The following is a 22,819-nucleotide window of genomic DNA, read 5'->3' on the forward strand; positions in this document are numbered from 1 at the left end:
TCGGGTATCGAGACACAACATGGACGTTCGCCAGTTCGCCTTCCTCGTGCGCCAGCCTTCTGCTGCCGTAAAAAGCCGTTCCCACTTTTTGGGGCTGCCTAAACGCGGGTTGGCGTTAATCCTGGCCAACGCGATGTTCTGGCACCCGTTGCTGGCCCAGGCCGACGGCATTGTGGTCAGTGCACCGGGCACAGGCCTCGCGCAGGCGGGCAATGGCGTGCCCATCGTCAATATCGCCGCACCGAATACCAATGGCCTCTCGCACAACCAATTTCATGACTATAACGTCGGTGCCAACGGCGTCATCCTCAACAACGCCACCGACCGCACCCAGGCCACACAACTGGGTGGCATCATCGTCGGCAACCCGAACCTGCGCGGCACCGCTGCCAATATCATCCTCAACGAAGTCAACGGCGGGAGCCCCAGCCAACTGCGCGGCTACACCGAAGTGGCGGGGGAGTCGGCCCATGTGATTGTCGCCAACCCGTATGGCATCAGTTGCAACGGTTGCGGCTTTATCAACACGCCGCAAGTCACGCTGACCACCGGTAAAGCGGTGATCGAAAACGGCCAGATCAGCCGCTATCAAGTCGATCAAGGCAACGTCGCCATCGAAGGCGCGGGCCTCAACGCGACCAATGTCGACCAGTTCGAAATCATCACCCGCGCTACCACCATCAATGCGCAGATCCAGGCGAAAAAACTCACCATCGTCGCCGGGCGCAACGATGTGGACGCACGCACCTTAAATGCCACCGCACGGGCGGCAGATGGCAGCCAGGCGCCAGACCTGGCGATTGACTCGTCGGCGTTGGGCGGCATGTATGTGGGCGCGGTCAAGCTGATCGGCACCGAGGCCGGTGTGGGCGTGAAGCTGTCGGGCGATATGGTCGCCGGCGGTGATATCCAGATTGATGCTGCGGGCAATGTGGTCATGGGCACAACCACGGCAGGCACCTCTGTCGCCGTCAAAGCGGCCAGCTTGCAAGCCAAGGCGGCGGTCTACGCCGGTACTGATCTGTCGGTAAACACCCAAGGTGCGCTCACCACGCAACAAACCCTGGCCGCCAAGGACAGCATCGCGCTGGACGCCGGCGGCCGCTTGACCAACAACGGGATCATCGAAGCAGGCGTCAACGCCGATAACAGCCGCAATGCCCAGGGCGATGTACGCTTGACCGCGCAGGCCATCGACAACACCGGCAAAACCGTGATCGCCAGCCGCGACCTCAGCGTCAATAGCGGCGAACTGGCCAACCAGGGCGGCACCTTGAGCGCCCGGCGCGACGCACAGTTGACGGCCACGCAGATCGACAACCAGAACCAGGGCCGCCTCCTCAGCGCAGGCAGTCTTGGGATCACCGCCGGGCAACTGCTCAACAGCCAAGGTGGTTTGGTCACCAGCACCGGCAACCTCACGGCGGGTATCGGGCAACTGATCAACCGCAACGGCGAGCTGTCGAGCCAGGCGCAGGTCACGCTGCAACTGAATGAACTGGATAACGTCGCCGGCCTGGTCTCGGCCGGCCAATCGCTGAGCCTGAATGCGACGGGGCTGATCAATAACCAGGGCGGGCGAATTGCATCGCGTCAGACGGCACAGGTTAATACTGGCGCCCTCGACAACAGCCAAAAGGGCTCGCTCACCAGCCAAGGCTCACTGACGTTGAGCCTCAACCAAGGTCACTGGGATAACCGCAACGGCCTGATCAACGCCGGCGGTCAATTGACCCTTAACAACCTCAACACGGTCGATAACCGCCAAGGGGAAATCTCCAGCGCGCAGTCATTCCTCCTGGCCGCCAACAGCCTCGACAGCGGCGCCGGTAAAGTGCTCAGTGACCAAGACCTGACCCTGCGTATCGCCGGTGCAATGAACAATGCGTTGGGCCTGGTTTCGGCGTCGAACCTCGACGTCAACGCCGCCAGCCTGAACAACCAGGGCGGCAAGCTCCGCGCATTTAATCAACTGACGGCGAACACCGCAGGCCTGCTGGACAACCGCGGCGGCGAGTTGCTGGCCACCGACCTGGCGTCCACCACGGGTGAATTAAACAACAACAGTGGCCGCCTGCAAGGTGATCGCTCCCTGGTGCTCAGCAGCGGCGTGGTGTCCAATCAGCGCGGTACATTGGCGGCAGGTGCAACGTTTACCCTCAATGCATCCCGCCTGGACAACAGCGCAGGCACGCTCACCAGCGACGGCGTGTTGGTCGCGGTGATTGCCGGGCAATTGCTCAACCAGACCGGTCTGTTTGCCGCCAAAGGTGATGTACGCCTCAGCCTGGGTAGCCTTGATAACCAACAGGGCAGTCTCGTCGCCCGTAACCTCACCGTGCAATCAAGCGGCCCGCTGAACAACCAGCGTGGCACCTTGCGCGGTGACGTCGCATTTAATTTGAACGCCGGCCAAGTGGATAACAGTGAGGGCGGCCGCATCAGCGCGGGCCAAATGCTGAATGCTGGTATCAGTGGTCTTGATCAGCACAACGATGGTCGATTCTTCGGCCAGGGTGACGTAAGCCTCAACCTCAATAATGGGCATTTGAATAACCAGGGCGGCACGATCAACGCCCCTGGCCAATTACTGCTGAGCAACCTCGCCAGCGTCGATAACCAAGGCGGCGAAATTTCCAGCGCCCAGGCGTTTACCCTGGCCGCCGATACCCTGAATAACCAGCACGCCAAGCTCCTCAGCGAGCAGGGTTTGGCCCTGCGTATCGCCCACGCACTGGATAACACGCAAGGCTTGATCTCGGCTAAAACGCTGGATGTACGCGCCGCCAGCCTGACTAACCAAGGCGGCACGCTCAGCGCGGGTGATGGCCTGATCGCACAGATCGACGGAGCATTGGATAACCGCAGTGGCAAGCTATTGGCGCGCACGGCGTCGGTCAACAGTGCGTCGCTGGATAACCGCGAGGGCCTGCTGCAAGGCGACGCGATGCTCTCGCTCAACAGCTCAGGCTTGATCGACAATCGCCAGGGCACGCTGTTCGCCGGGCAGGCGCTGGACATCACCGCTACGCGCTTGGACAACAGTGGCGGTAAGCTGACCAGCGACGGTCGCCTTGGCGCGTTGATCAGCGCGCACCTGCTGAACCAGGCCGGGCTGTTCAGCGCAACCGGCCCGTTGCTGGTGAGTGCGGCAAGCCTGGACAATAGTGCCAAAGGCAATATCCACAGCCAAGCGGGTGCAAACCTTGACCTGAACCACGGCCACCTGAATAACCAAGGCGGCTTGATTCACGCGCCGGGCACGCTGCTACTGAGCAACTTAAGCAGTGTCGATAACCAGGCCGGGGAAATTTCCAGCGCCCAGGCCCTGGCGTTTACCGCAGGCAGCCTCGATAACCGGGGCGGCAAATTGCTCAGCGAGCAAGGCCTTGTGGTGCGTGTTGCCGGTGCGCTGGACAACACCCAAGGCTTGGTCGCTGCCACGGGGTTGGACCTGCACGCAAACAGCCTGGTTAACGCCGAAGGCAAGCTGAACGTCCGCGATGATCTGGCACTGTCCGTCGACACTGCCCTGGACAATCACCACGGTGAAGTCATCGGTGCTACCACCACCTTGAGCAGCATGAGCCTGGATAACAGCCAGGGACTGTTGCAGGGTGACCGCTTGCTTAACGTCACTACCCGCGGCATCGCGATCAACCGTGGCGGTCGGTTTGTCAGCGGTCAGCAGGCGGCCTTGGCGATTGAGCAATTCGATAACCGTGGCGGTAGCGTAACGGCAGCCGGGCCGATGCAGGTAAGCGCCACGCAACTGGATAACCGCGAGGGTGGCTTGCTCAACGCTCGCCAGTCGCTGGTGGTGAAAGTTGATAGCCTGAATAACCAGGGCGGCGAAGTCTCCAGCCTCACCGACCTGTCGTTCAACGGCAGGCAGTTCGACAACAGCAACAAAGGTCGACTTTTAGCGAACGGCGCACTGAGCCTGAAACTGGACCAACTGAACAATCAGCAAGGCACCGTACGCAGTGACAAGAGCCTGACCCTGCAAACCGCCACACTGAACAACGACAGCGGCCGCCTCAGCAGCGGTGCGGCTTTGGATCTGACCGCCAGCGGCGTACTGACCAACCGCAGCGGCGAGCTGCTCAGCGCGATGGCGTTGACCGTGAGCAGCGCCAGCATCGACAACCGCGGCGGCAAAATGATCGGTGACGGCGCTGTGCGCATCACGACCGGCGCGTTGAATAACCAGAGTGGCGGGCGCCTGACCAGTGCTGATCGCCTGGCGCTGACGGCAGGGAACGTGGACAACCGTTTTGACGGCCATATCGCCAGTAACAAGGCACTTACCGCCAGCCTCGCGGGCCTGGACCAACGCAACGGTGGGCAGCTCTACAGCACCAGCGACGTGAGCCTGGACATGAATCACGGCGCTCTTGATAACACCGGTGGCTTGATCCATGCGCCGGGTCAGTTGCTGTTGAAAAACCTCTCCACGGTCGCCAACCAGTACGGCGAAATTTCCAGCGAGCGTGCCTTCACCCTGGCCGCACAAAGTCTGGATAACAGCAACGGCCATGTGCTCAGTGATCAGGCGCTGACCCTCAAAGTCGACCAAGCGCTGATCAACCTCAAGGGCGTCATTTCTGCGGCTGGCCTGGCTGCTCAAGCTGGGCGACTGGATAACACCCACGGCGTATTCAGCAGTTCCAAAGACCTCGCGTTAACGTTGGCGGCTGACCTGCATAACGACGACGGCGAAGTCTCCAGCGGCGGCGCCACAGTGGTCAACGCGATGACCCTGAATAACCGCAACGACGGTCATGTGATGGGCGACATCAGCCTTGACTTGACCGCCCGCGGTGCACTGTTCAACCAGGCCGGCACCTTGGGCGCCGGCCAGCGTTTGAACGTGACCGCGGCCAGCCTGGATAACAGCCAGTCCGGCAGTCTGGCGACCGATGGCAGCCTGACGGTGAAAGTCGACGGCCTGCTCGATAACCAAGCCAAAGGTGCCGTGCTCGCCAAAGGCGTGATGGACATCCAGGCTGGGAGTGTGGACAACCGCACCGGTCGCCTGTCCGGACAGAACCTGCTGACCCTGCGCAGCAATAGCCTGGATAACCGTGGCGGCGCGGTGCGCGCCAATCAGGGGCTGAACCTGCACGTCGGCCAGCTCGACAACCGTGAAGGTGTGCTTAACAGCAAGCAGGCGCTGGCACTCGACGGCCAGTCCTTGAACAACCAGAACGGCCTGACCAGCGCGATTGGCCCGGTACGCCTGGCCCTCGATACCGTTGAAAACGCCAAAGGGCGCATCGCCAGCCAGGATGATCTGGACGCCACGATTGGCGTGCTGAATCAGCAGGGCGGTCAGTTGGTCGCGAAGGGTAATCTGAGTCTCAACGCTGCCACCGTGGATAACCAGAACGGCGGTTTGCTCGCCGCGACAAAAGTGCTGAAACTCAAGGCAGGCAGCACCGACAATCGCAGCGGGGAAATCTCCAGCCAGCAGAGTGTCGATTTCAGCGGACAACGCCTGGATAACAGTGCAGGCAAGTTGTTGGCCGGCACTGCGCTTGAATTGGCGATGGCCGAGGTGATCAATCAGGCCAAAGGTTTGATCTTTGCCCAGGACGCTCGGCTTACCGGCACTGCAGTAGATAACACCGATGGCACTGTTGGCGCTCAGCGTGCTTTGGCGCTTCAACTGAAGGCAGGCCTGGACAACACAGGCGGCAAGCTCACCAGCGAAGGCTCGATGGCGCTGGCAGGCCAGCGTATTGACAACACCAGCGGCAAAATTTCCAGCGCAGGACCGTTGACCCTTGTGAGTGCAGCGGCGCTAATCAACCAAGGCGGCACCGTCGAAAGCGCCCAAAACCTCACACTGACCAGTGCCAGCCTGGATAACACCAACGGCCTGCTCAAAAGCCAAGGCCTGGCAACCGTTAACACCGGACAGTTCACCAACGGCATCGACGGCCGTGTGATCAGCGCCGACAAGCTCGACCTCAGCGCCACCCAGCTCACCAACAGCGGGCATATCGCCAGCGTCGGCGCAATGAATGCCAGCGTCACCGGCCTGACGCAATTGGACGGCGCCGAACTGGTCAGCACCACACAACTCAACCTTGACCTGCACCACGGCGCACTGGTCAACGCGGGTGTGATCAACGCACCGCTGCTGACACTGAACAACCTCGCCAATATCAACAACCGCGACGGCGAAATCTCCAGCCAGAACGCTTTTACCTTGGTCGCAAAAAACCTGGATAACAGCAACGGTAAACTGATCAGCAACCAGGCACTGACCCTGCGTGTCGACCAACTGCTGGCCAACCTCAAAGGCCATCTCAACGCCGCCAGCCTGGATGTGCGCAGCACTCGCCTGGACAATACCGAAGGCGTGCTCAGCGGGCGTGGCGATGTCACCCTCAGCGCCAGCCAATTGTTCGATAACCAACGCGGCAGCGTGATCGCCGACGGTGCCTTGTTGCTGACCAGCGCAACGCTGGACAACCGCAATGGCGAGATCGCGGGCAAGGCGCTTGCGACGATCAGCGCCAGCAACCTCGATAACCAAAACGGCAAACTGATCAGCACCGACGAGCTCAACCTGCGCGGCGCAAACCTTGATAACCGCAACGGTCTGGTAGGCGCCACAAAAGCGCTGAAACTTGACGTGCAGACGCTCGACAACCGCACCGGCGAATTGACCGGCAACGCCGACGTCAGCGTCACCGGTCAGCAGCTCAACAACAGCGACAAAGGTGTGGTGTTCGCAGGCGGTACGTTAAGCCTTGCAGTCGATCAGGTCATCAACCGCACCCTCGGCGAACTCAACGGCGAGCGCCTGACGCTGACCGGCTCCATGCTGGACAACAACGGCGGCAAGCTGCTCAGCCAGCAATCGCTGAAGCTGGATCTCGCCGGTGATTTCGATAACAGCCAGGGTGTGCTTAGCAGCGAAGACGCATTGGCCGTCAAAGCCCGCAGCCTGAATAACAGCAAAGGCAGCCTGTCCAGCGCCAATGGTTTGAGCGTCGCCGTCACCGACAGCCTCAACAACAGCGAAGGCAAACTGGTCACCGACGGCGGCCTGACACTGCAAAGCGCCAATCTTGGCAACCAGCAAGGCATCATCAGCGGCAAAGGCCCGGTCACGGTCAGCACAGGCGAGCTGAACAACCAAACCGGCCGCCTCAACAGCGGCGACACCCTGGCCCTGACCACCGCACAGTTGACCAACGGCGGCAGCATCGGCAGCGCCAAGACGCTGACCGCCAGCGTCACCGGGCTGGATCAGCAGGGCGGTAAGCTGTTCAGCAACGCTGGCTTGAGTCTCGACCTGAACAACGGCCAACTGAAGAACCAAGGCGGATTGATCAACGCTATTGGCCCGCTGACGCTTAACAACCTCAACAGCATCAATAATCAGAACGGTGAAATCTCCAGCGCCCAAGCCTTTACCTTGGCCGCGCAAAGTCTGGATAACAGCAACGGCAAGCTGCTGAGTAATCAGGGCCTGACCCTGCGCGTCAATCAAGCCCTGGCCAACCTCAAAGGCCTGATCGGCGCCGCCAGCCTCGACGCTCACGCAGGCTCCGTCGACAACCGAGGCGGCACTTTGAATAGCCGCAGCGACTTGCAACTGACCAGTGATGGCCTGCTGAACAACCAGGACCAAGGCTTGATCAGTGCCAAGCAAACCCTGAATCTCAACGCCGCCGGCCTCGACACCGGCAACGGCGGTGAGGTCTCGGCCAAAGGTGTGTTGACCGCGAACCTCAACGCTCTGGCCCTGGCGGGCGGTCGCGTTGTGGGTGAGCAGGGAATGACCCTGGACCTCAACAACAGTGATTTGGACAACCGCAACGGTCTGCTGCTGACTAACGGCCCGCTGACCCTGAAAAACCTGGGCGACCTTAATAACCAGGGCGGTGAAATCTCCAGCCTGCAAAGCTTCGCTTTGACGGCGCGCAACCTGGACAACCGCGCCGGCAAGCTGATCAGCAGCCAAGTGCTGACTGTCAACGCGGACACCATGAACAACACCGCAAGAGGCCTGCTGTCCGGCTGGCAAGGCCTGAACGTCAGTGGTGGCAACCTCGACAACCGTAACAACGGCACGCTCTCCAGCCGCAGCGGTGCAATCGATGTGCGCCTGAGCGGCGCGTTGCAAAACAACAACGAAGGCGCGCTGGTTAGCCAGGGCCGCTTGGGCGTCAGTGCCGCCAGCCTGGATAACAGTGGCAAAGGCGTACTTTCCAGTGGCGATGGGCAAACGCTTATCGTGACCGGTGCGCTGACCAACGCCGATGGCGGTTTGATCGAAAGCGGCACCACGCTGGATCTGCAAGCGGTAACACTGACCAACCAAAGCACGATCAACGCCCAACAAGCGATGACCGTCACCGGCACCGACCTGAACAACAACAGCGGCACGTTGGCCACCAACGGTCGCCTGACCCTCAACCTGCTCGGCACCCTCAACAACAGCGGCGGCAGCATTGCCAGTTCCGGCCCACTGCTGCTGCAGCGGGCGATGCAGGTCAACAACGACGCCAAGGGCAGAATCATCAGCCAAAGCCTGCTGACGCTGTTCGCCGGTAGCCTGAACAACAGTGGCGGCGGCACCCTTGCCAGTAAGGATCGTGTGGCGATCACCAGCACCGGCATCGTGCAAAACACTAACGACGGCCTGATCTATAGCCAGGACGCCGACGTGCAATTGAACGCAGTGGGATTGAATAACGCCAAGGGCAAGGTGCAGGGCCAGACCGGCCTGAGCCTGGGTGTCAGCGGTGACCTCAATAACCAGGGTGGCACACTCCAGGCCCATAGCCTGAACCTGACTGCCAACCGCCTCGACAACCAGAACGGCTTCATCGCTGCGCAGACCGGCGATGCAGTGGTCAATGCCAACTACTTCGCCAATGCCAACGGCGGGGGGTATGCCACCGGCTTGATGCGAGTCAGTGGTGCACAGCTGGACAACAGCGCCGGGCAAATTGCAGGTCGCGCGGTTGAGCTGAGCGCTGGTGGCGCGTTGATCAACCGCAGCGGTGTGATTGAAAGCGATAGCTCCCTGAGCGTGACAGGCGCCAGTGTCGACAACCAAGGCGGGCAACTGCGCGCGCTGGGCCGTAGCGGCAAAACCAATTTCCAGCTCGGCGGTGCGTTCGATAACCGCAATGGACGACTGGAAACCTCCAACGCTGACCTGACCCTGAATGCCGGCAGCTTCCTGAACCAGGGCGGCAGTCTGCTGCACGGCGGCACCGGCACTTTTGATATCGCCACCGCCAACCTGATCAATGCCGGCGGCAATCTGGTGACCCGTGGTGGCCTGACCCTGGCCGCAGACAGCTGGACCAACAGCAGCGTGATCCAGGCCGGGCGCCTGACGGTCAACGTCAATACCTTGAACCAGACCGCCAGTGGCCAGTTACTCGCCTCCGACAGCCTGACGGGCAACGGCGGCAACTGGAATAACGATGGCCTGATCGCCAGCGACGGCACGGCCAATCTGACCCTGGCCGGCAGTTATGGCGGCAATGGGCGCTACAGCAGCCTGGGCAACCTGGGCTTGAGTGCCGCGCAGATAACCGTGAATGAAGCCGCCAGTGTGGCAGGCGGCGGCGCTTCCCAACTGACCACCGGGGGCCAACTGCTCAACCGGGGGCGTTTGACCTCCAGCAGCGACCTGCGCATCAACGCCGGCAGCATCGTTAACACCGGCACGTTGGGGGCTTCACAGAACCTGGTGCTGACGGCACAAAGCCTGCTCAACGACCACGCCGCCAGCGGCATCGGCGCACGTGGTTTCCTGTTCAGTGGCCAGGATTCGACCTTCAACCTCGGCAGCCTGACCAACAACTATTCGGATATCTACAGCCTGGGCAACCTTACGGTGGCCGGTGTAGCCGCTGGCACTCTGGCGCAGAGTGTGCGTAACGTTTCTGCCAGCATCGAGAGTGTGGGCGACCTCAGACTGTCGGCCAATGACGTGGTCAACGAGCGCGAGAAATTCACCCTCAACCAGCAGTTGACCTCGGTGGGCGTGAGCATCCGTTGTACCCAGCATTGCAGCGGCGGTTGGAGCGACCGGCGCCCGGCGGTGTCCCTGAGCCGCACGGTTGAGAGTGTGATCGAAGCGAACTCGCCTTCCGCCACGATCAGTTCGGGGCGCAACATGGTGATTACCGGTCAGAACTTCACCAACCGCTATAGCGTGGTGTCGGCTGCTAACGATCTGTCGATCAGCGGCGAGAACATTCTGAACCTGGCGGCCACCGGTGGTTCCGGCTCCCAGAGCCAGGAGTACGGCGGCATTACCAAAATCTCCAAAGGCCAATACAACCAGATGGTCGCCGCGGTGCAGGCCTATAACCGTGCGCACCCGCAGGGTTCGCCGGTGGATGAGGCGGCGTTTGCGGCCTTGATGACGCGGTTCAGCCCGTCGCTGTTTCCCGGCATCAACCAGCCCATCGCGGTACAAGGCGGCACCCAGGTGGTGGCCCCGGCGATTATTCAGGCCGGTGGCAACGCTGCGCTCACCGCCAGTAAAAGCATCAACAACATCAACGTGATCAAGACCGCGCTGGCGGTTGATGGCCGTTCGCTGGACACCGGCGTAGGCGCCAACAAAACCCGGGTGGTAGTGCTCAATGCACAATTGCCGCCCGACCTTGCCCAACAGCAGGTCAACCCCTTGACCCTGCCGGGCTTCGGTTTGCCCAGCGGGCAGAACGGATTGTTTCGTTTAAGTGGCCAAAGTGGCACTACGGGGCAGGCAGGTGCTGGTAATCAGGATTGGACGCTGGGCAGCGCCAGCCTGGACCCAAGCCAACGCCAACAAGCCCTGCCTGGCGCCCACGAACGTGTGATTCAGGTGGGTGGCGCGGCGCAAGTGACCACCAACACGCGCCAAGTTGCCGTGGCCGCTCGTGAAGCCGGTGTCGTCAACGCGGTTGCCAGTGCCATTGATACCGGCGCCGTGGGCAGCGCCGATGTGCAGCCCCTGCCACCGGGTCGCACCAGTGGCATAGACATCACCCGCGTCGATGGCATTGACGCCCGCAATCCTACGGGTGTCCCCCAGCCTGCGGTCGATGGTTCGCGGCCGGGCATCGACCTGCCTGCCGTAACGCCAGGCGATAGGGTTGTGCATACGTCATCTGACGGGGCTCTCCCTGATCTGCGTGTGCCGGGCTTGTCGACCGTTGCGCGCAGTGCAGACGTTGCTGCGATCGCACCGCCGGATACCCAACTGCCGGGCCTTACCCCGGCGGCCCACGACGTACCCGTTGTCGGTAACGTACAGCCACCGCAGGTCAGCCAACCCACGGCATTGGCCAGCCAAACCATCAGCCGCGTCCAGGGGCTGCCGGAAAGTCGTGCCGTATCGCAACCGCACAAATACCTGATCGAAACCAACCCGGTACTCACCGACCTCAAGCAATTCATGAGCTCGGACTACCTGCTGCAAGGCGTGGGCTACAACCCGGACGAAAGCTGGAAGCGCCTGGGCGATGGCCTCTACGAACAGCGCTTGATTCAGCAGGCCGTGCAAGCACGCACCGGCCAACGCTTTATCGACGGCCAGACCACCGACGAAAAACTGTTCAAGTACCTGATGGACAACGCCATCAGCAGCAAGCAGCAACTGAACCTGTCGATGGGCGTCAGCCTCACCTCGCAACAGGTCGCGGCGTTGACGCATGACATCGTGTGGCTGGAAGAGCACGAAGTGAACGGTGAAAAAGTCCTGGTGCCGGTGCTGTATCTGGCCCAGGCCAACAACCGTCTTGCACCCACCGGAGCCTTGATCGCGGGTAACGACCTGAACCTGATTGCCGGCGAAAACCTGGTTAACGCCGGCACCCTGCGGGCCACCAACAACCTGTCGGCCAAGGCCGCCAACGACATGACCAACAGCGGGCTGATCGAAGCAGGCAACCGCCTGGACCTGCTGGCGGGCAACAATATCGTCAACAAAGCCGGAGGCATCATCAAAGGGCGTGATGTGACGTTGACCGCCATTAATGGCGATGTGATCAACGAACGCAGCGTGACCGGTTGGGATGACAAAGGGGCAGGGTACTCGCAGCATCGCGATTATGTGGATAGCGCTGCGCGGGTTGAGGCGGCGAATGATCTGAGTATCAAGGCGGGGCAAAACGTAACCAGCGCAGGCAGTGGTTTGCAAAGCGGTCGTGACATGACGATCGTCGCCGGGCGCGATGTGAGCTTCGTGTCCGCCGAAGAGCAAAACGCGATGGACATGGGCAAGCGTCTGCAAACGAGCAGCGCCACGCAACATGGCTCAAGCGTTGAGGCGGGGCGCGATATCAACGTGAAGGCGGGCCGGGATATCACGGCGATTGCCAGCCAAATCGATGCGAAACGCGATATCAGCATGAGTGCAGGCGCTGATTTGATTCTGGCTTCGGCGGCGGATGAGGAACATTCCTCTAGAAAGAGCAAAAAGGAGAAGCGTCAGGAAGATCATGTGAGCCAGGTGTCGACCACGCTGAATGCGGGTGGGGATGTAACGCTTGGTGCGGGTAAGGACCTGCTAATGACCGCCAGCCGCATTAGTGCGGGGGATGAGGCTTATCTGGTCGCGGGCGGCAACCTGGGCTTGCTGTCGGCTGAAGACAGCGATTATTCGCTGTATGACATGAAGAAGAAGGGGAGTTGGGGCTCTAAGAAAACCCAGCGTGACGAAGTGACTAAAGTCACCAACATCGGCAGTGAAATAAAAACCGGTGGCGACCTTACGATTCAAAGCCAGGGTGACCAGAAGTACCAGGCGGCGAAGTTGGAAAGTGGCAATGATCTGACCATTGCCAGTGGCGGTAGTGTGACGTTCGAAGGTGTGAAGGACCTTCATCAGGAAAGCCACGAGAAGTCCAATAACAACGCTTTTTGGGTGTCATCCAAAGGCAAAGGCAATACCGACGAAACCGTGCGTCAAACGCAAATGGCCGCTGCAGGCGCTATTGCGATCAAAGCGGTGGATGGTTTGAAAATTGATGTGACGCAGGTCAATCAGCAAACCGTTAGTCAGTCCATTGATGCAATGGTCAAAGCTGACCCGCAATTGGCATGGATAAAGGAAGCGGAAAAGCGTGGCGATGTAGATTGGCATCAAGTCAAGGAGATCCACGACAGCTTCAAATACAGCAATTCCGGGCTTGGTCCTGCGTCGCAGATCATTATCGCGATCGTGATGGCTGCGGTCGTAGGGCCGATGGCTGCGGCTGCGGCGGGTGGTGGTGCTACGGGAGCGGCGGTGGGTGCGGTTGCTTCAAGTGCAGCGACTAATGCAAGCGTCAGCGTTATCAATAACCGGGGCAATCTTGGGGCGGTGTTCAAGGACGTCACCTCGTCGGATGCAATGAAGGGCTACGTGATATCGGGTGTAACGGCAGGCCTGACGGCGGGGCTTTTTGATGGTTGGACAGGCACGCAGACCAATCCAGGCACGGGAGCTGTTATCACTTCGCCAGCCCTCAACACCTGGACCGGCGTTGGGCAGTTTGCGGCGAACCAAGCCTTGCAGAACGGCACGTCGACGCTGCTGAGCAAAGCGCTCGGGCAAGGTGGTGACTTTGGTGATGCACTCAAAGGCGCTTTGTTCAACACGTTGGCAGCGGCAAGCTTCAATGCTGTGGGGGATTACACCAAGGGCAAACTGACTGATGGCTACCCGCCGAAGATATTGGTGCATGCGATGGTCGGTGGGTTACTTGCCCAGGCCACCGGTGGAGACTTCAAGACCGGCGCGCTGGCGGCGGGTATTAACGAAGCGGCTGTAGTTCACTTGGATTCGTTGGTTAGCGGTGATAAGAATCTGCTAGCTATGAGTTCTCAAATAGTCGGTGTTCTGGCGGCAGCTTCGCAAAAAGATGCTGATGCGAAGTCCATCGAGAAAGGTGGATGGATTGCGAAAAATGCTACCCTCTACAATCGTTCTGCACATAAAGATGAAATTGACGCTATACAGCAAGAGACTGAAAAAGGAGATTTCAAAAAAGAAAATCTCGAAAAAGCGACCTGTTTTCTGACGAAATGCTGGGCGGAGTTTGAACGAGGCGGCGAAGAGTACCGTAATAAATACCTTACGGAGTCAGATATGGCTGGACTCAGTAATGAACTTACGTGGGCGCAAGTGCAGCAAGAAAAAGGGCTGTTTAACTATAGTTTTTTTGATCGTCTGGCTGACGGAACAACGTCCGATGTAATCCCAGTCGGAAAAAGTGCAGTCACAGCGGGGTTGGGTGGCATGACCGTGAGTGCAGGCGTTACGCTATGCGCCACTGCTGCGGGCTGCTTCGTGGGCGCTCCCATGAGTGCGTTTGGAGCAGGTAATGTCTTGGAAGGAACCACGGGGATGTACAACCATTTCTGGGGGGATGAGCCTAAGAGCTACAACCCTGTTAAGTCGGCGTTTGACTTGATTCCAGGTGGCTATGGTCCATTGGTCTACCAAGGGGCGGATACGTTACTTTCCGCCGGTGCTGGCTTTGGGAAAGTCCCTCTCGTGATGGGGGCTTCGGATGGGTTGAGGAAGGGTTCGATCTTCGGGGTTTTGGTTCCGAAGATGGATAATAATTTTATCATTCCGCTGTTAGGTACGAAAACGCCATTTGGTACTGCGCTGGGTGTGTATGTCGGCGGAGTGGGTTATAAGGGCTACGGCTTTTACGAGGAGGCTAAGGGTGACGGTAAGTAAGTTGATGTCTTCGGCGATAATGGCGGCGGGTATTTTAGTCGTAATGCTTTCCATAGGCTGCCTGCTGGCATTGTTGCCAGTCCTGTTTATTTCCGCAGGGTTTGAGGTGGAATTTGATGTGGTATTTGTATGGTTGGGAATGCCATTTTCGATTTTGTTTGCGTTGAGTTGGTTTTATAAGTATGCAGACTTCGCAAAATCAATCATCTTTAGGCGCTAGTCAGGCGTGCCTGTGAGCACGGCTTGGATAACAAGACGGCCCGCAGAAGTGGTTGGAGAGTAGGTGTGAGCGAATCTGATTTTAGAAATATAAAGAGACAGCTGATTCGATACCTTTCAAGCGGACTTGACGAAAAGGCTGTTGACTATTTCAAGGAGTGTTCGCACTCACTGTCGGAGTCAACATTCGCTGAGTGTTTGGGCGATATTTGTTTCTATCAGCGTGACTTCGCCCAAGCCATAAAACATTATGAAGTGGCTACCCAATTGGCCCCCGGCCAGGTCATCGCGCGCTATCTTTTCCTGGCGGGTGTATCCAATGAGCGGGCGTCTAATTATGTCGACGCATTTAAGTATTATCAGGCCGCCATTGAAGCTGAACCGTCATTTGTCGATACGTATCTTGAGCTCGGTGCAATGTTGGTGAAGGTGGGGGATCTTGAAGGCGTCTTGCAGTGCTATGAAGATGCTATTGAAATAGAACCTGCAGACTTGGCGAGTCATGAAAGTCTGGTGTCGATTTTGGCTGAGCTTCACAGCCGCACTCCGGAAAAATATGCTGATAAGTACGCAGCGTCCAAAGCGACAGTTGAAAAGATGAGGCGTTCCGGAAGGTCGACACCGTCGAATCGTCATGCCGCATGGTAAGTAAATCCAAAACAAGCCAAGCCGAGGTTCCCTGGTTCGAGCCCAGGTCGTGGAACCAGATAGAGAAAAGCCTGCAGAGATGCAGGTTTTTTTTTGTCTGAAATTTGGCTGATCGTCGCAACTTATCCCTCTATACAAGCCATCCCCTCACCCCTAAGATGAGAAGCATTATCATTAGTGCGGATCTGAAATGCAGCACGACAGCACCCCCTCGCCCGTCGCCCAGCTGTACGCCAATCACCACAGCTGGCTCCGAGGCTGGTTGCATCGGCGGCTGGGGCACACGGCCGATGCCGAAGACCTCGCACATGACACCTTTATCCGCGTGCTGCGCTCCCAAGAGGACGTGCGTGAATTACGCCAGCCCATGGCATTTCTGGCCACCATCGCCAACGGCTTGCTGATCAACCGTTGGCGTCGCCAAGCCATCGAGCGGGCTTATCTGGAAGCGCTGGCGGCGCGGTCGGTGGCCGAGGAGCCTTCGCCGGAAGAGCGGCATCTGATGATCGAAACGCTGTTGCAGCTGGATTCGCTGCTGGTCGGTTTGTCGGGGCGGGTGCGGCAGATTTTCTTCTTGTCGCAGCTCGATGGCCTGACCTATCCGCAGATCGCCAAACAATTAAGCCTGACGGTGGCCCAGGTGCAGCGCGCCATGGGTAAGGCCTTCAGTGTCTGCTATGCGAGCCGGTTTGAATGAGCAGTGTGGCGGTTGACCCGCAAGTGCGCGACAGTGCCATCGAGTGGCTGGTGCGTCTGCAGTCCGGCTTGATGAATGCCGCCGACCATCAGGCTTTGCAGCAATGGCGTCAGGCCAACCCTGCGCATGAGTACGCCTGGCAGCGGGTCAGCAGCTTGCCGCTGTTGTTGCAACCAGGCGCCAATGTGTTGGCCGACGCCACCGCACGCCGGGCATTGCAGGCAGCCGGGACCGATCCTCATCGCCGTCGTCAGGTGCTCAAGTGCCTGTTGGCGCTGGGGCTGCTCGGCGGCGTTGCCTGGCAAGGTGCGGACTCCACGCGGGTACGCGCAGCGCTGGCAAGTTATCGCACCCGCACCGGCGAGCGCCGACACTGGACCCTGGCGGACGGCAGTTCGCTGTGGCTGAACACCGCCAGTGCGGTCAACCTGGACGTGAGCGCAGGCCAACGCAGTGTGCAGTTGGTCGAGGGCGAGCTGGCACTCGATACGCCAGCGGGGTCTGCCTCGTTACAACTGCAAACCCCGAACGCGCTGCTTTATAGCCAGGGTGCCAACCTGTTGGTGCGCCATGATCATCAGAGCACGCAGGTGACTGTTTTGCGCGGGCGGGTGCAAGTGAGTGCGCGGCATCAGCCGACGCCCGTGCCGTTGCAGGCTGGCTGGCAGATAAACGTTGACGACTACGCAATCGGGCGCCCAAGCCCGGTTGACTTGTTGCTGGCCCAGGCCTGGATGCACGGCATCCTGCCTGCCGAACGCATGCGCCTGGATCAATTGATCGCCGAACTCTCGCGCTATCGCCCAGGCTTGCTGCGTTGCAGTGAAGCGGTGGCGGCGCTGCGCATCACCGGCAGTTTCCAGTTGGACGACACCGATGCCGCGCTGGCCCTGGTGGCCAAAACCTTGCCGGTGCGCATCGAGCGAAGAAGCCGTTATTGGGTGACGGTGGTGCCCGCGTAAAGTTTTTTTTCGCCGACGCGATAGTTTTTTCGATCTGGCTTGGCCTTTAGGTATTACCCACCGGCACAGGTGGGTTTCGATCCCTAGGAGCCTTGCATGATTTCCCCCGTTAGTGTCTTGCGTCGTCATACGTTCAGCTTGTTGTTTCTCGGCCTGCAACCGTTGTGCGGTGAGCTGGTGTTGGCCGCCGGTGAACGCCCGTACAGCATCAGCGCCGGGCCGCTGGACCAGGTGCTGTCGCGCTTTGGTGCCGAAGCCGGGATCAGCATGGCGGGCAGTTCGCTGCTCACGGCGGGTAGGAAAAGCCAGGGGCTGCAGGGCGAATTCAACACTGAGAACGGCTTGGCCCAGGTGCTCTCGGGCACCGGCCTGGACTATCAGCGCCAGGCCGATGGCGGCTATGTGTTGCGCCTGCGCCAGGAGGCCGTGCAGCTGCCGACGCAAAAAGTGACGGGCGAAAATCTTGACGAAGAGGAGGTCTACCGCGCGCCGCATTCGTCGGTGTATATCTCCGGCGAAGACATGCAACGTTTCGGCGCGGTGTCGGTGGGTGATGTGCTCAAGGGCCAGCCCGGTGTGCAGGTGGGCGACAGCCGCAATGGCGGCGGGCTGGATGTGAACATTCGTGGCATCCAGGGCCAGAGCCGCGTGGCGGTCACGGTGGACGGCTCGCAGCAGGCGCTGGATGTGTATCGCGGCTATGCCGGTACTCAGCAGCGCAGTTATATCGACCCGGACTTGATCAGCGACATCACCATCGACAAAGGCCCCAGCCTGACCTCCAGCGCCATTGGCGGCACGGTAAAAATGCGCACGCTGGGCGTTGGCGACATCCTCAAGGACGGCCAGAACATCGGCCTGCGCCTCAAGGGCGATGTTTGGAACAACGGCGTCGCCCCGGCTTCCCGCGACCCGCACTCCAAAACCCAGGACCTGTATGCTGAGCCGCACCAGAGCCGCGGCGGGCTGTTCGGCTCGCAGGCCGAAGCCGGCAGCGCCGCGTTTGCCTACACCCATGAGTTTTTCGACGTGGTGGCGGCCTACGCCAAGCGCAATCAGGGCAATTATTTTGCCGGTAAAAAAGGCCAGGACCGCTACCGCACCTACAACCGTTGGGGCGATGAAGACACCAGCGTCGCCACTACCTACAACGCCGGCGAAGAAGTGCTCAACTCCTCGGCGAAGACCGAATCGTTCCTGCTCAAGACCACCCTGCGCCCGGCGGACGGCCATACCTTCGACCTGGGCTATCGTCGTTATGACGGGCGCATTGGCGAGATCATGCCGTCGGATATCTTCCGTTTCGGCACCGGCGGCATCTATCAGTACCCGCTGGGCCATACCAGGATCGACACCTACACCGCTCGCTACAACTACCTACCCTCGGGCAACCCGCTGGTGGACCTGACCGCCGACCTTTGGATGACCGACGCCCAAACCAGCCAGCTCACCTCGGTGGCCGCACCTGCGTCCCAGGCTTATCGCTCCGACCGCGCCTGGAGCCGCCAGGCAAACCAGCGCATCGGCGGCGGGCTGGCCAACACCTCACGCTGGGCGACCGACTACGGCGATCTGAAGCTCGACCTCGGCAGCTCGTTCCAGCTCGAAGAACTGCGCCCGCAAAAAGGCGTCGCCACCACCCAGCACGATATCAACGCCAACCGCATGCTGCGCGAAGGCTCGCGGCAGGAATACAGCTTCAATGGCAAACTCGAATACAAGCCGGTGGACCGCCTGACCTTATGGGGTGGCGGCCGTTATACCCACTACCGCAGCAAAGACCATATTGCCAATGCCACCGCGCGACGGGAGGAGCGTGACCTGCGCTACCTGCGCGTCTACAACGGCAACAATTCCGGCAACATGATGTGGTTCCCGGACCAGAACGGCGAGTACACCAACGCCACTGATCCGCGCCTGAACAACGGCATCGTGTTCCAGAACACCAACTTCCCCTTCGAAGGCGTGCGCTACAACGACTTTGGCGTGATCGATTCGACGGTTTACCCGTCCCAGGTCGGTGACGTGGTGAGCGGCTATGACTATTCCGGCAAGGCCAGCAACAGCGGCGGGGCATTTTCGCCGGCGCTGGGCATCAATATCGAAGTGCTGCCGGACACCTTTGTGTATGCCTCCTACACCCAGGGGTTTCGCATGCCCTCGTTGTTTGAAACCAGCCAGGGCGTGCTGCAAACCCTGCCCGGCAAGGGCTTGAAACCCGAGCGCTCAAGCAACTGGGAGGTCGGCGCCAGCACGTTGCGCAAAGGGCTGTTGGTCGAGGATGACGCGGCGGCGATCAAGCTCGCTTACTTCAACAACACCATCAAGAACTACATCACCCGCTACTACGACCCAAGCCCAGGCACCTGGGGCCAGATGCGTTTCAGCAACACCGACAGCTACAAGACCAGCGGGCTGGAACTGCAAGCCCGCTACGATGCCGGGCGCGTGTTCGCCGACCTGTCGTCCACCTACTACTTGAAAACCGAAACCTGCGACGCGGCCTTCGCCGCCACACTGCGTGCTACCAGCAACAGCTACCAGAAAACCGCCGACACCCCGAACTGCACGCCGGGCAGCTTCATGGGTTCCTACACCAACACCCAGAACCCACCCCGGCTTGCTGGCAACCTGACCACTGGCCTGCGCTTCTTTGACCAAAGCCTTACGCTCGGCACACGTATTACCTACACCAGCGGCCCCACCGTCACCGCCGACAAACCCTGGCAGACCGGCGCCACCACGCCGCAACTGAACTACCGCGAAGTGGCACTGGTGGATCTGTTCCTCAACTACAAGTTGCAGGAGGACGCGAGCCTGAATGTATCGCTGCAGAACGTCACCGATCGCTACTACCTGGACCCGCTGGCGCAAAGCTTCATGCCGGCGCCAGGGCGTACATTCCGGGTGGGCGTGCAGGCGAAGTTCTAGGGGCCAGGCAACGCCCATCGGTTAAGGCTGGACACCTTCACCGTGGCGAGCAGGCTTGCCCTGCGTTGGGTGGCGAAGCCGCCCCAATTCGGGTGACGCGGCGAGTCAGCTGGAAGGGGCCAGGGCCGCTGCGCAGCCCAACGCAGGGCAAGCCTGCTCGCCACAAGTGACGGTGTTCGTCGTTCACGCTCGCCCACTGGCAGGCAGCGCCCGTTCCTAGCTCTTAGGAGGTTACATCGCCTGCACAATGATCTGGCTTTTCAAATCATTGACCATGCCTTCAATCGCCGGCTTCATCGCCGCGAACTCTTGCGGGGAGCACAGGGCATCCGGCTTGGTGAAGGTATAGTGGCGCGTGATCAGCACCGTGTTGGCTTTTTTCACAGTGATCGTTCCCACGCTCTGCGTGGGAATGCGTCCGGTGACGCTCCGCGTCACGCCTTCAAGCGCTGGACGCAGAGCGTCCGGGGCGGCATTCCCACGCGGAGCGTGGGAACGATCAATTAACCCCTATCCCCAGGGCAACCTGGGTATCGGCAGGCGCTACCCTCCAGGAGAATCAACTGTATGGCATTTACCACCCTGATACTGGATGCCCCCGGGCCGCCGTTACTGTTTGAGGAAGTCGATCGCTTTCTTGAGCTGGGTCTGGGTGTCACCCTCAACCTGTATTATTTCGCGGACAAAGAGCGCATTCGGCAGCACTACGGCGCGCGCATTCACTATGCCGAGATCAACTGCCATGACGAGCCTGGCTTTATTGCCGCCGTGAGTCAGGCCGGCGGCTACAGCGTGTTCAAGACGCGCCTGAACATCCCCTTGGGCGCCGGCCTGATCCGCGCTGCCACCTCGACGGCGTTGGCCACGCCACTGCGCGCCGTTGCCCAGGCTGGCACAGGGGTCAATCATATTGATCAGCTGGCGTGCGAGCAGTGTGGCGTGGCGATCCTTAACACGCCGGGCTCAAACGCGGCCGCTGTTGCCGAATACGTCGTGGCCCAGGCGCTGTATCTGTCGCGCGACCTGGATGACTACAACGCCGAAACGCACAACGGCCATTGGGCAAAAGGCACCTTGGCACCTGCCTGCGAATACGCCGAACTGACGCTTGGGCTGGTGGGCACCGGCAGCATTGCCCGGCAGGTGGCGCGCAAGGCTGCGGCGCTGGGCATCAAGGTGATCGCCACCGGGTCCGAACGCTTTACCGAAGCGGTGGCGCGCAGCCTTGGGCTTGAACGACGGGCCGGTCTTGAACCGTTACTGGCCGAGGCGGACATCGTCTCGATCCACGTACCGCTCACCCCGCAGACCCGAGGCTTGTTCGGCACTGCCGAGTTCCGGCAGATGCGCCAGGGCTCAATCCTCATCAATACCGCGCGCGGCGGGATCGTCGACGAACACCAGTTGGCCGCTTTCATGGGCGAGTTTCCCAGGCATATCAAAGCGGTGGCCATCGATACCTTTGCCCTGGAGAAAGACCGCTTCGACTCGCCATTGACCGCTATTGCCAATGCGCAATTGACGCCGCACATTGCCGGCAATACCACCACGGCAATCCGGACGGCATCACGCCAGATCGTCGACAAGATCCACGCATTCAGTGCCGCCGCCATCGTGCGTTAACCTGCCGGGCACAAAGAAGGCCGATAACTCATTCTCGTCCGGCGCGCTGTATTAAAGGCCAAGAGGCTGGTAAGAATGACGTCGGATAGTGAGCCGATGTAATCAATCATGAAACGCCATTTCGAAGATTTACAGCTGGGCAGCATCGAACTGTTCTGCCTCGCTGTCGAGGCCGGCAGTTTTACCGCTGCTGCGCAGGCTGCGGGCGTTACCCCGGCCGCCGTCAGCCGCAGTATTTCGCGCCTGGAAGAACGCCTGGGCTCGCGCTTGTTTGTGCGCACCACCCGTAGCATTCGCCTCACCGACAGCGGTCGCACATTTTACGAGCAGTGCCGCCAGGCGCTGACGCAACTGGTGGAGGCCCAGCAACAGGTGATGGGCGCGCAGGCGGTGCCGTCCGGGCGCTTGCGCATCAGTGTGCCGACCACTTACGCGCATCACCGCTTGCTGCCGCTGCTGCCCAGGTTCCGTGCGCAGTACCCGCAAGTCACTGTGGATATCCACATCAGCAACCGCAATATCGACTTCGTTGCCGAAGGTTATGACCTAGCCATTCGCGTGCGCGCCCAGCCGGATTCGTCGCTGATCGCGCGGCTGCTGGAAGATGCTGAGTTGGTGGTTATCGCTGCGCCTGCGTACTTGCAGCGCGTCGGCACACCGCAGACGCTGGACGATCTGCCATTGCATGAGTGCATTCAGTTTGAACTGCCCAGCAATGGCCGGCGCATCCCCTGGCTGTTCCAGCTGCAAGGCCAGGAGCAGGAGTTTGCCGGAGAGGCCGGTTACAGCATTGCCCATGATGTGCTGGGCGGCGTAACCCTGGCCAAACACGGCGCGGGGTTGTTTCAGACCTACAAGTTTATCGTTGAGCGTGAATTGGCCGACGGCAGCCTGGTTGAAGTGCTGAAGCCGTTTGGCGGGCGTTCACGGCCCTTCACCTTGCTGTATCCCCATGGGCGCTATGTGCCGCATCGGGTGCGGGCGTTTGTGGATTTTTTGCTGGCATGTCGGGACGAATGGGGCACGCTTTAA

9 protein-coding genes are annotated in these 22,819 nt (G+C 60.1%); 8 read left to right on the top strand and 1 reads right to left on the bottom strand.

What is annotated here, in order from left to right; genetic code table 11:
* Positions 1-19 precede the first annotated feature (19 nt).
* The 6 genes from AOA62_RS14160 (at position 20) to AOA62_RS14185 (ending at position 20,164) form a co-directional block, all read left to right on the top strand.
* Positions 20-14,707, top strand: coding sequence for a filamentous hemagglutinin N-terminal domain-containing protein (locus AOA62_RS14160; RefSeq protein WP_099548940.1), 14,688 nt, complete (start codon positions 20-22; stop codon positions 14,705-14,707).
* Positions 14,694-14,927, top strand: coding sequence for a hypothetical protein (locus AOA62_RS14165; RefSeq protein WP_099548941.1), 234 nt, complete (start codon positions 14,694-14,696; stop codon positions 14,925-14,927). The genes AOA62_RS14160 and AOA62_RS14165 overlap by 14 nt, the downstream gene beginning before the upstream one ends.
* A 65-nt stretch (positions 14,928-14,992) precedes the next feature.
* The gene (locus AOA62_RS14170) at positions 14,993-15,574 is read left to right on the top strand and encodes a lipopolysaccharide assembly protein LapB (RefSeq protein ID WP_099548942.1); all 582 of its coding nucleotides are present in this window, start codon (positions 14,993-14,995) and stop codon (positions 15,572-15,574) included.
* Between the two features lie 190 nt (positions 15,575-15,764).
* A complete protein-coding gene (locus AOA62_RS14175; RefSeq protein WP_017137010.1) occupies positions 15,765-16,271 on the top strand; it encodes a sigma-70 family RNA polymerase sigma factor in 507 nt (168 codons plus the stop codon).
* Positions 16,268-17,233 (top strand): FecR domain-containing protein, encoded by a 966-nt coding sequence (locus AOA62_RS14180; RefSeq protein WP_099548943.1) that lies wholly within the window; start codon positions 16,268-16,270, stop codon positions 17,231-17,233. Before AOA62_RS14175 ends, AOA62_RS14180 begins: the two co-directional genes overlap by 4 nt.
* 96 nt (positions 17,234-17,329) lie before the next feature.
* The gene (locus AOA62_RS14185; protein ID WP_099548944.1) at positions 17,330-20,164 is read left to right on the top strand and encodes a TonB-dependent receptor; all 2,835 of its coding nucleotides are present in this window, start codon (positions 17,330-17,332) and stop codon (positions 20,162-20,164) included.
* Positions 20,165-20,395: 231 nt separating this feature from the next.
* Here AOA62_RS14185 and AOA62_RS32035 read toward each other — a convergent pair whose 3' ends face one another.
* Positions 20,396-20,548 carry a hypothetical protein gene (locus AOA62_RS32035; protein ID WP_017137007.1) on the bottom strand — a complete coding sequence of 51 codons (153 nt, stop codon included), beginning with the start codon at positions 20,546-20,548 and terminating at the stop codon, positions 20,396-20,398.
* 183 nt (positions 20,549-20,731) lie between these two features.
* Between AOA62_RS32035 and AOA62_RS14190 the strand changes: the two genes are divergently transcribed.
* Positions 20,732-21,787 carry a D-isomer specific 2-hydroxyacid dehydrogenase family protein gene (locus AOA62_RS14190; RefSeq protein ID WP_017137006.1) on the top strand — a complete coding sequence of 352 codons (1,056 nt, stop codon included), beginning with the start codon at positions 20,732-20,734 and terminating at the stop codon, positions 21,785-21,787.
* Between the two features lie 108 nt (positions 21,788-21,895).
* Positions 21,896-22,819, top strand: a complete 924-nt coding sequence (locus tag AOA62_RS14195; protein ID WP_099548945.1) for a LysR family transcriptional regulator — start codon at positions 21,896-21,898, stop codon at positions 22,817-22,819.

Source organism: Pseudomonas sp. 2995-3 (assembly GCF_002742565.1).
Classification (GTDB): domain Bacteria; phylum Pseudomonadota; class Gammaproteobacteria; order Pseudomonadales; family Pseudomonadaceae; genus Aquipseudomonas; species Aquipseudomonas edaphica.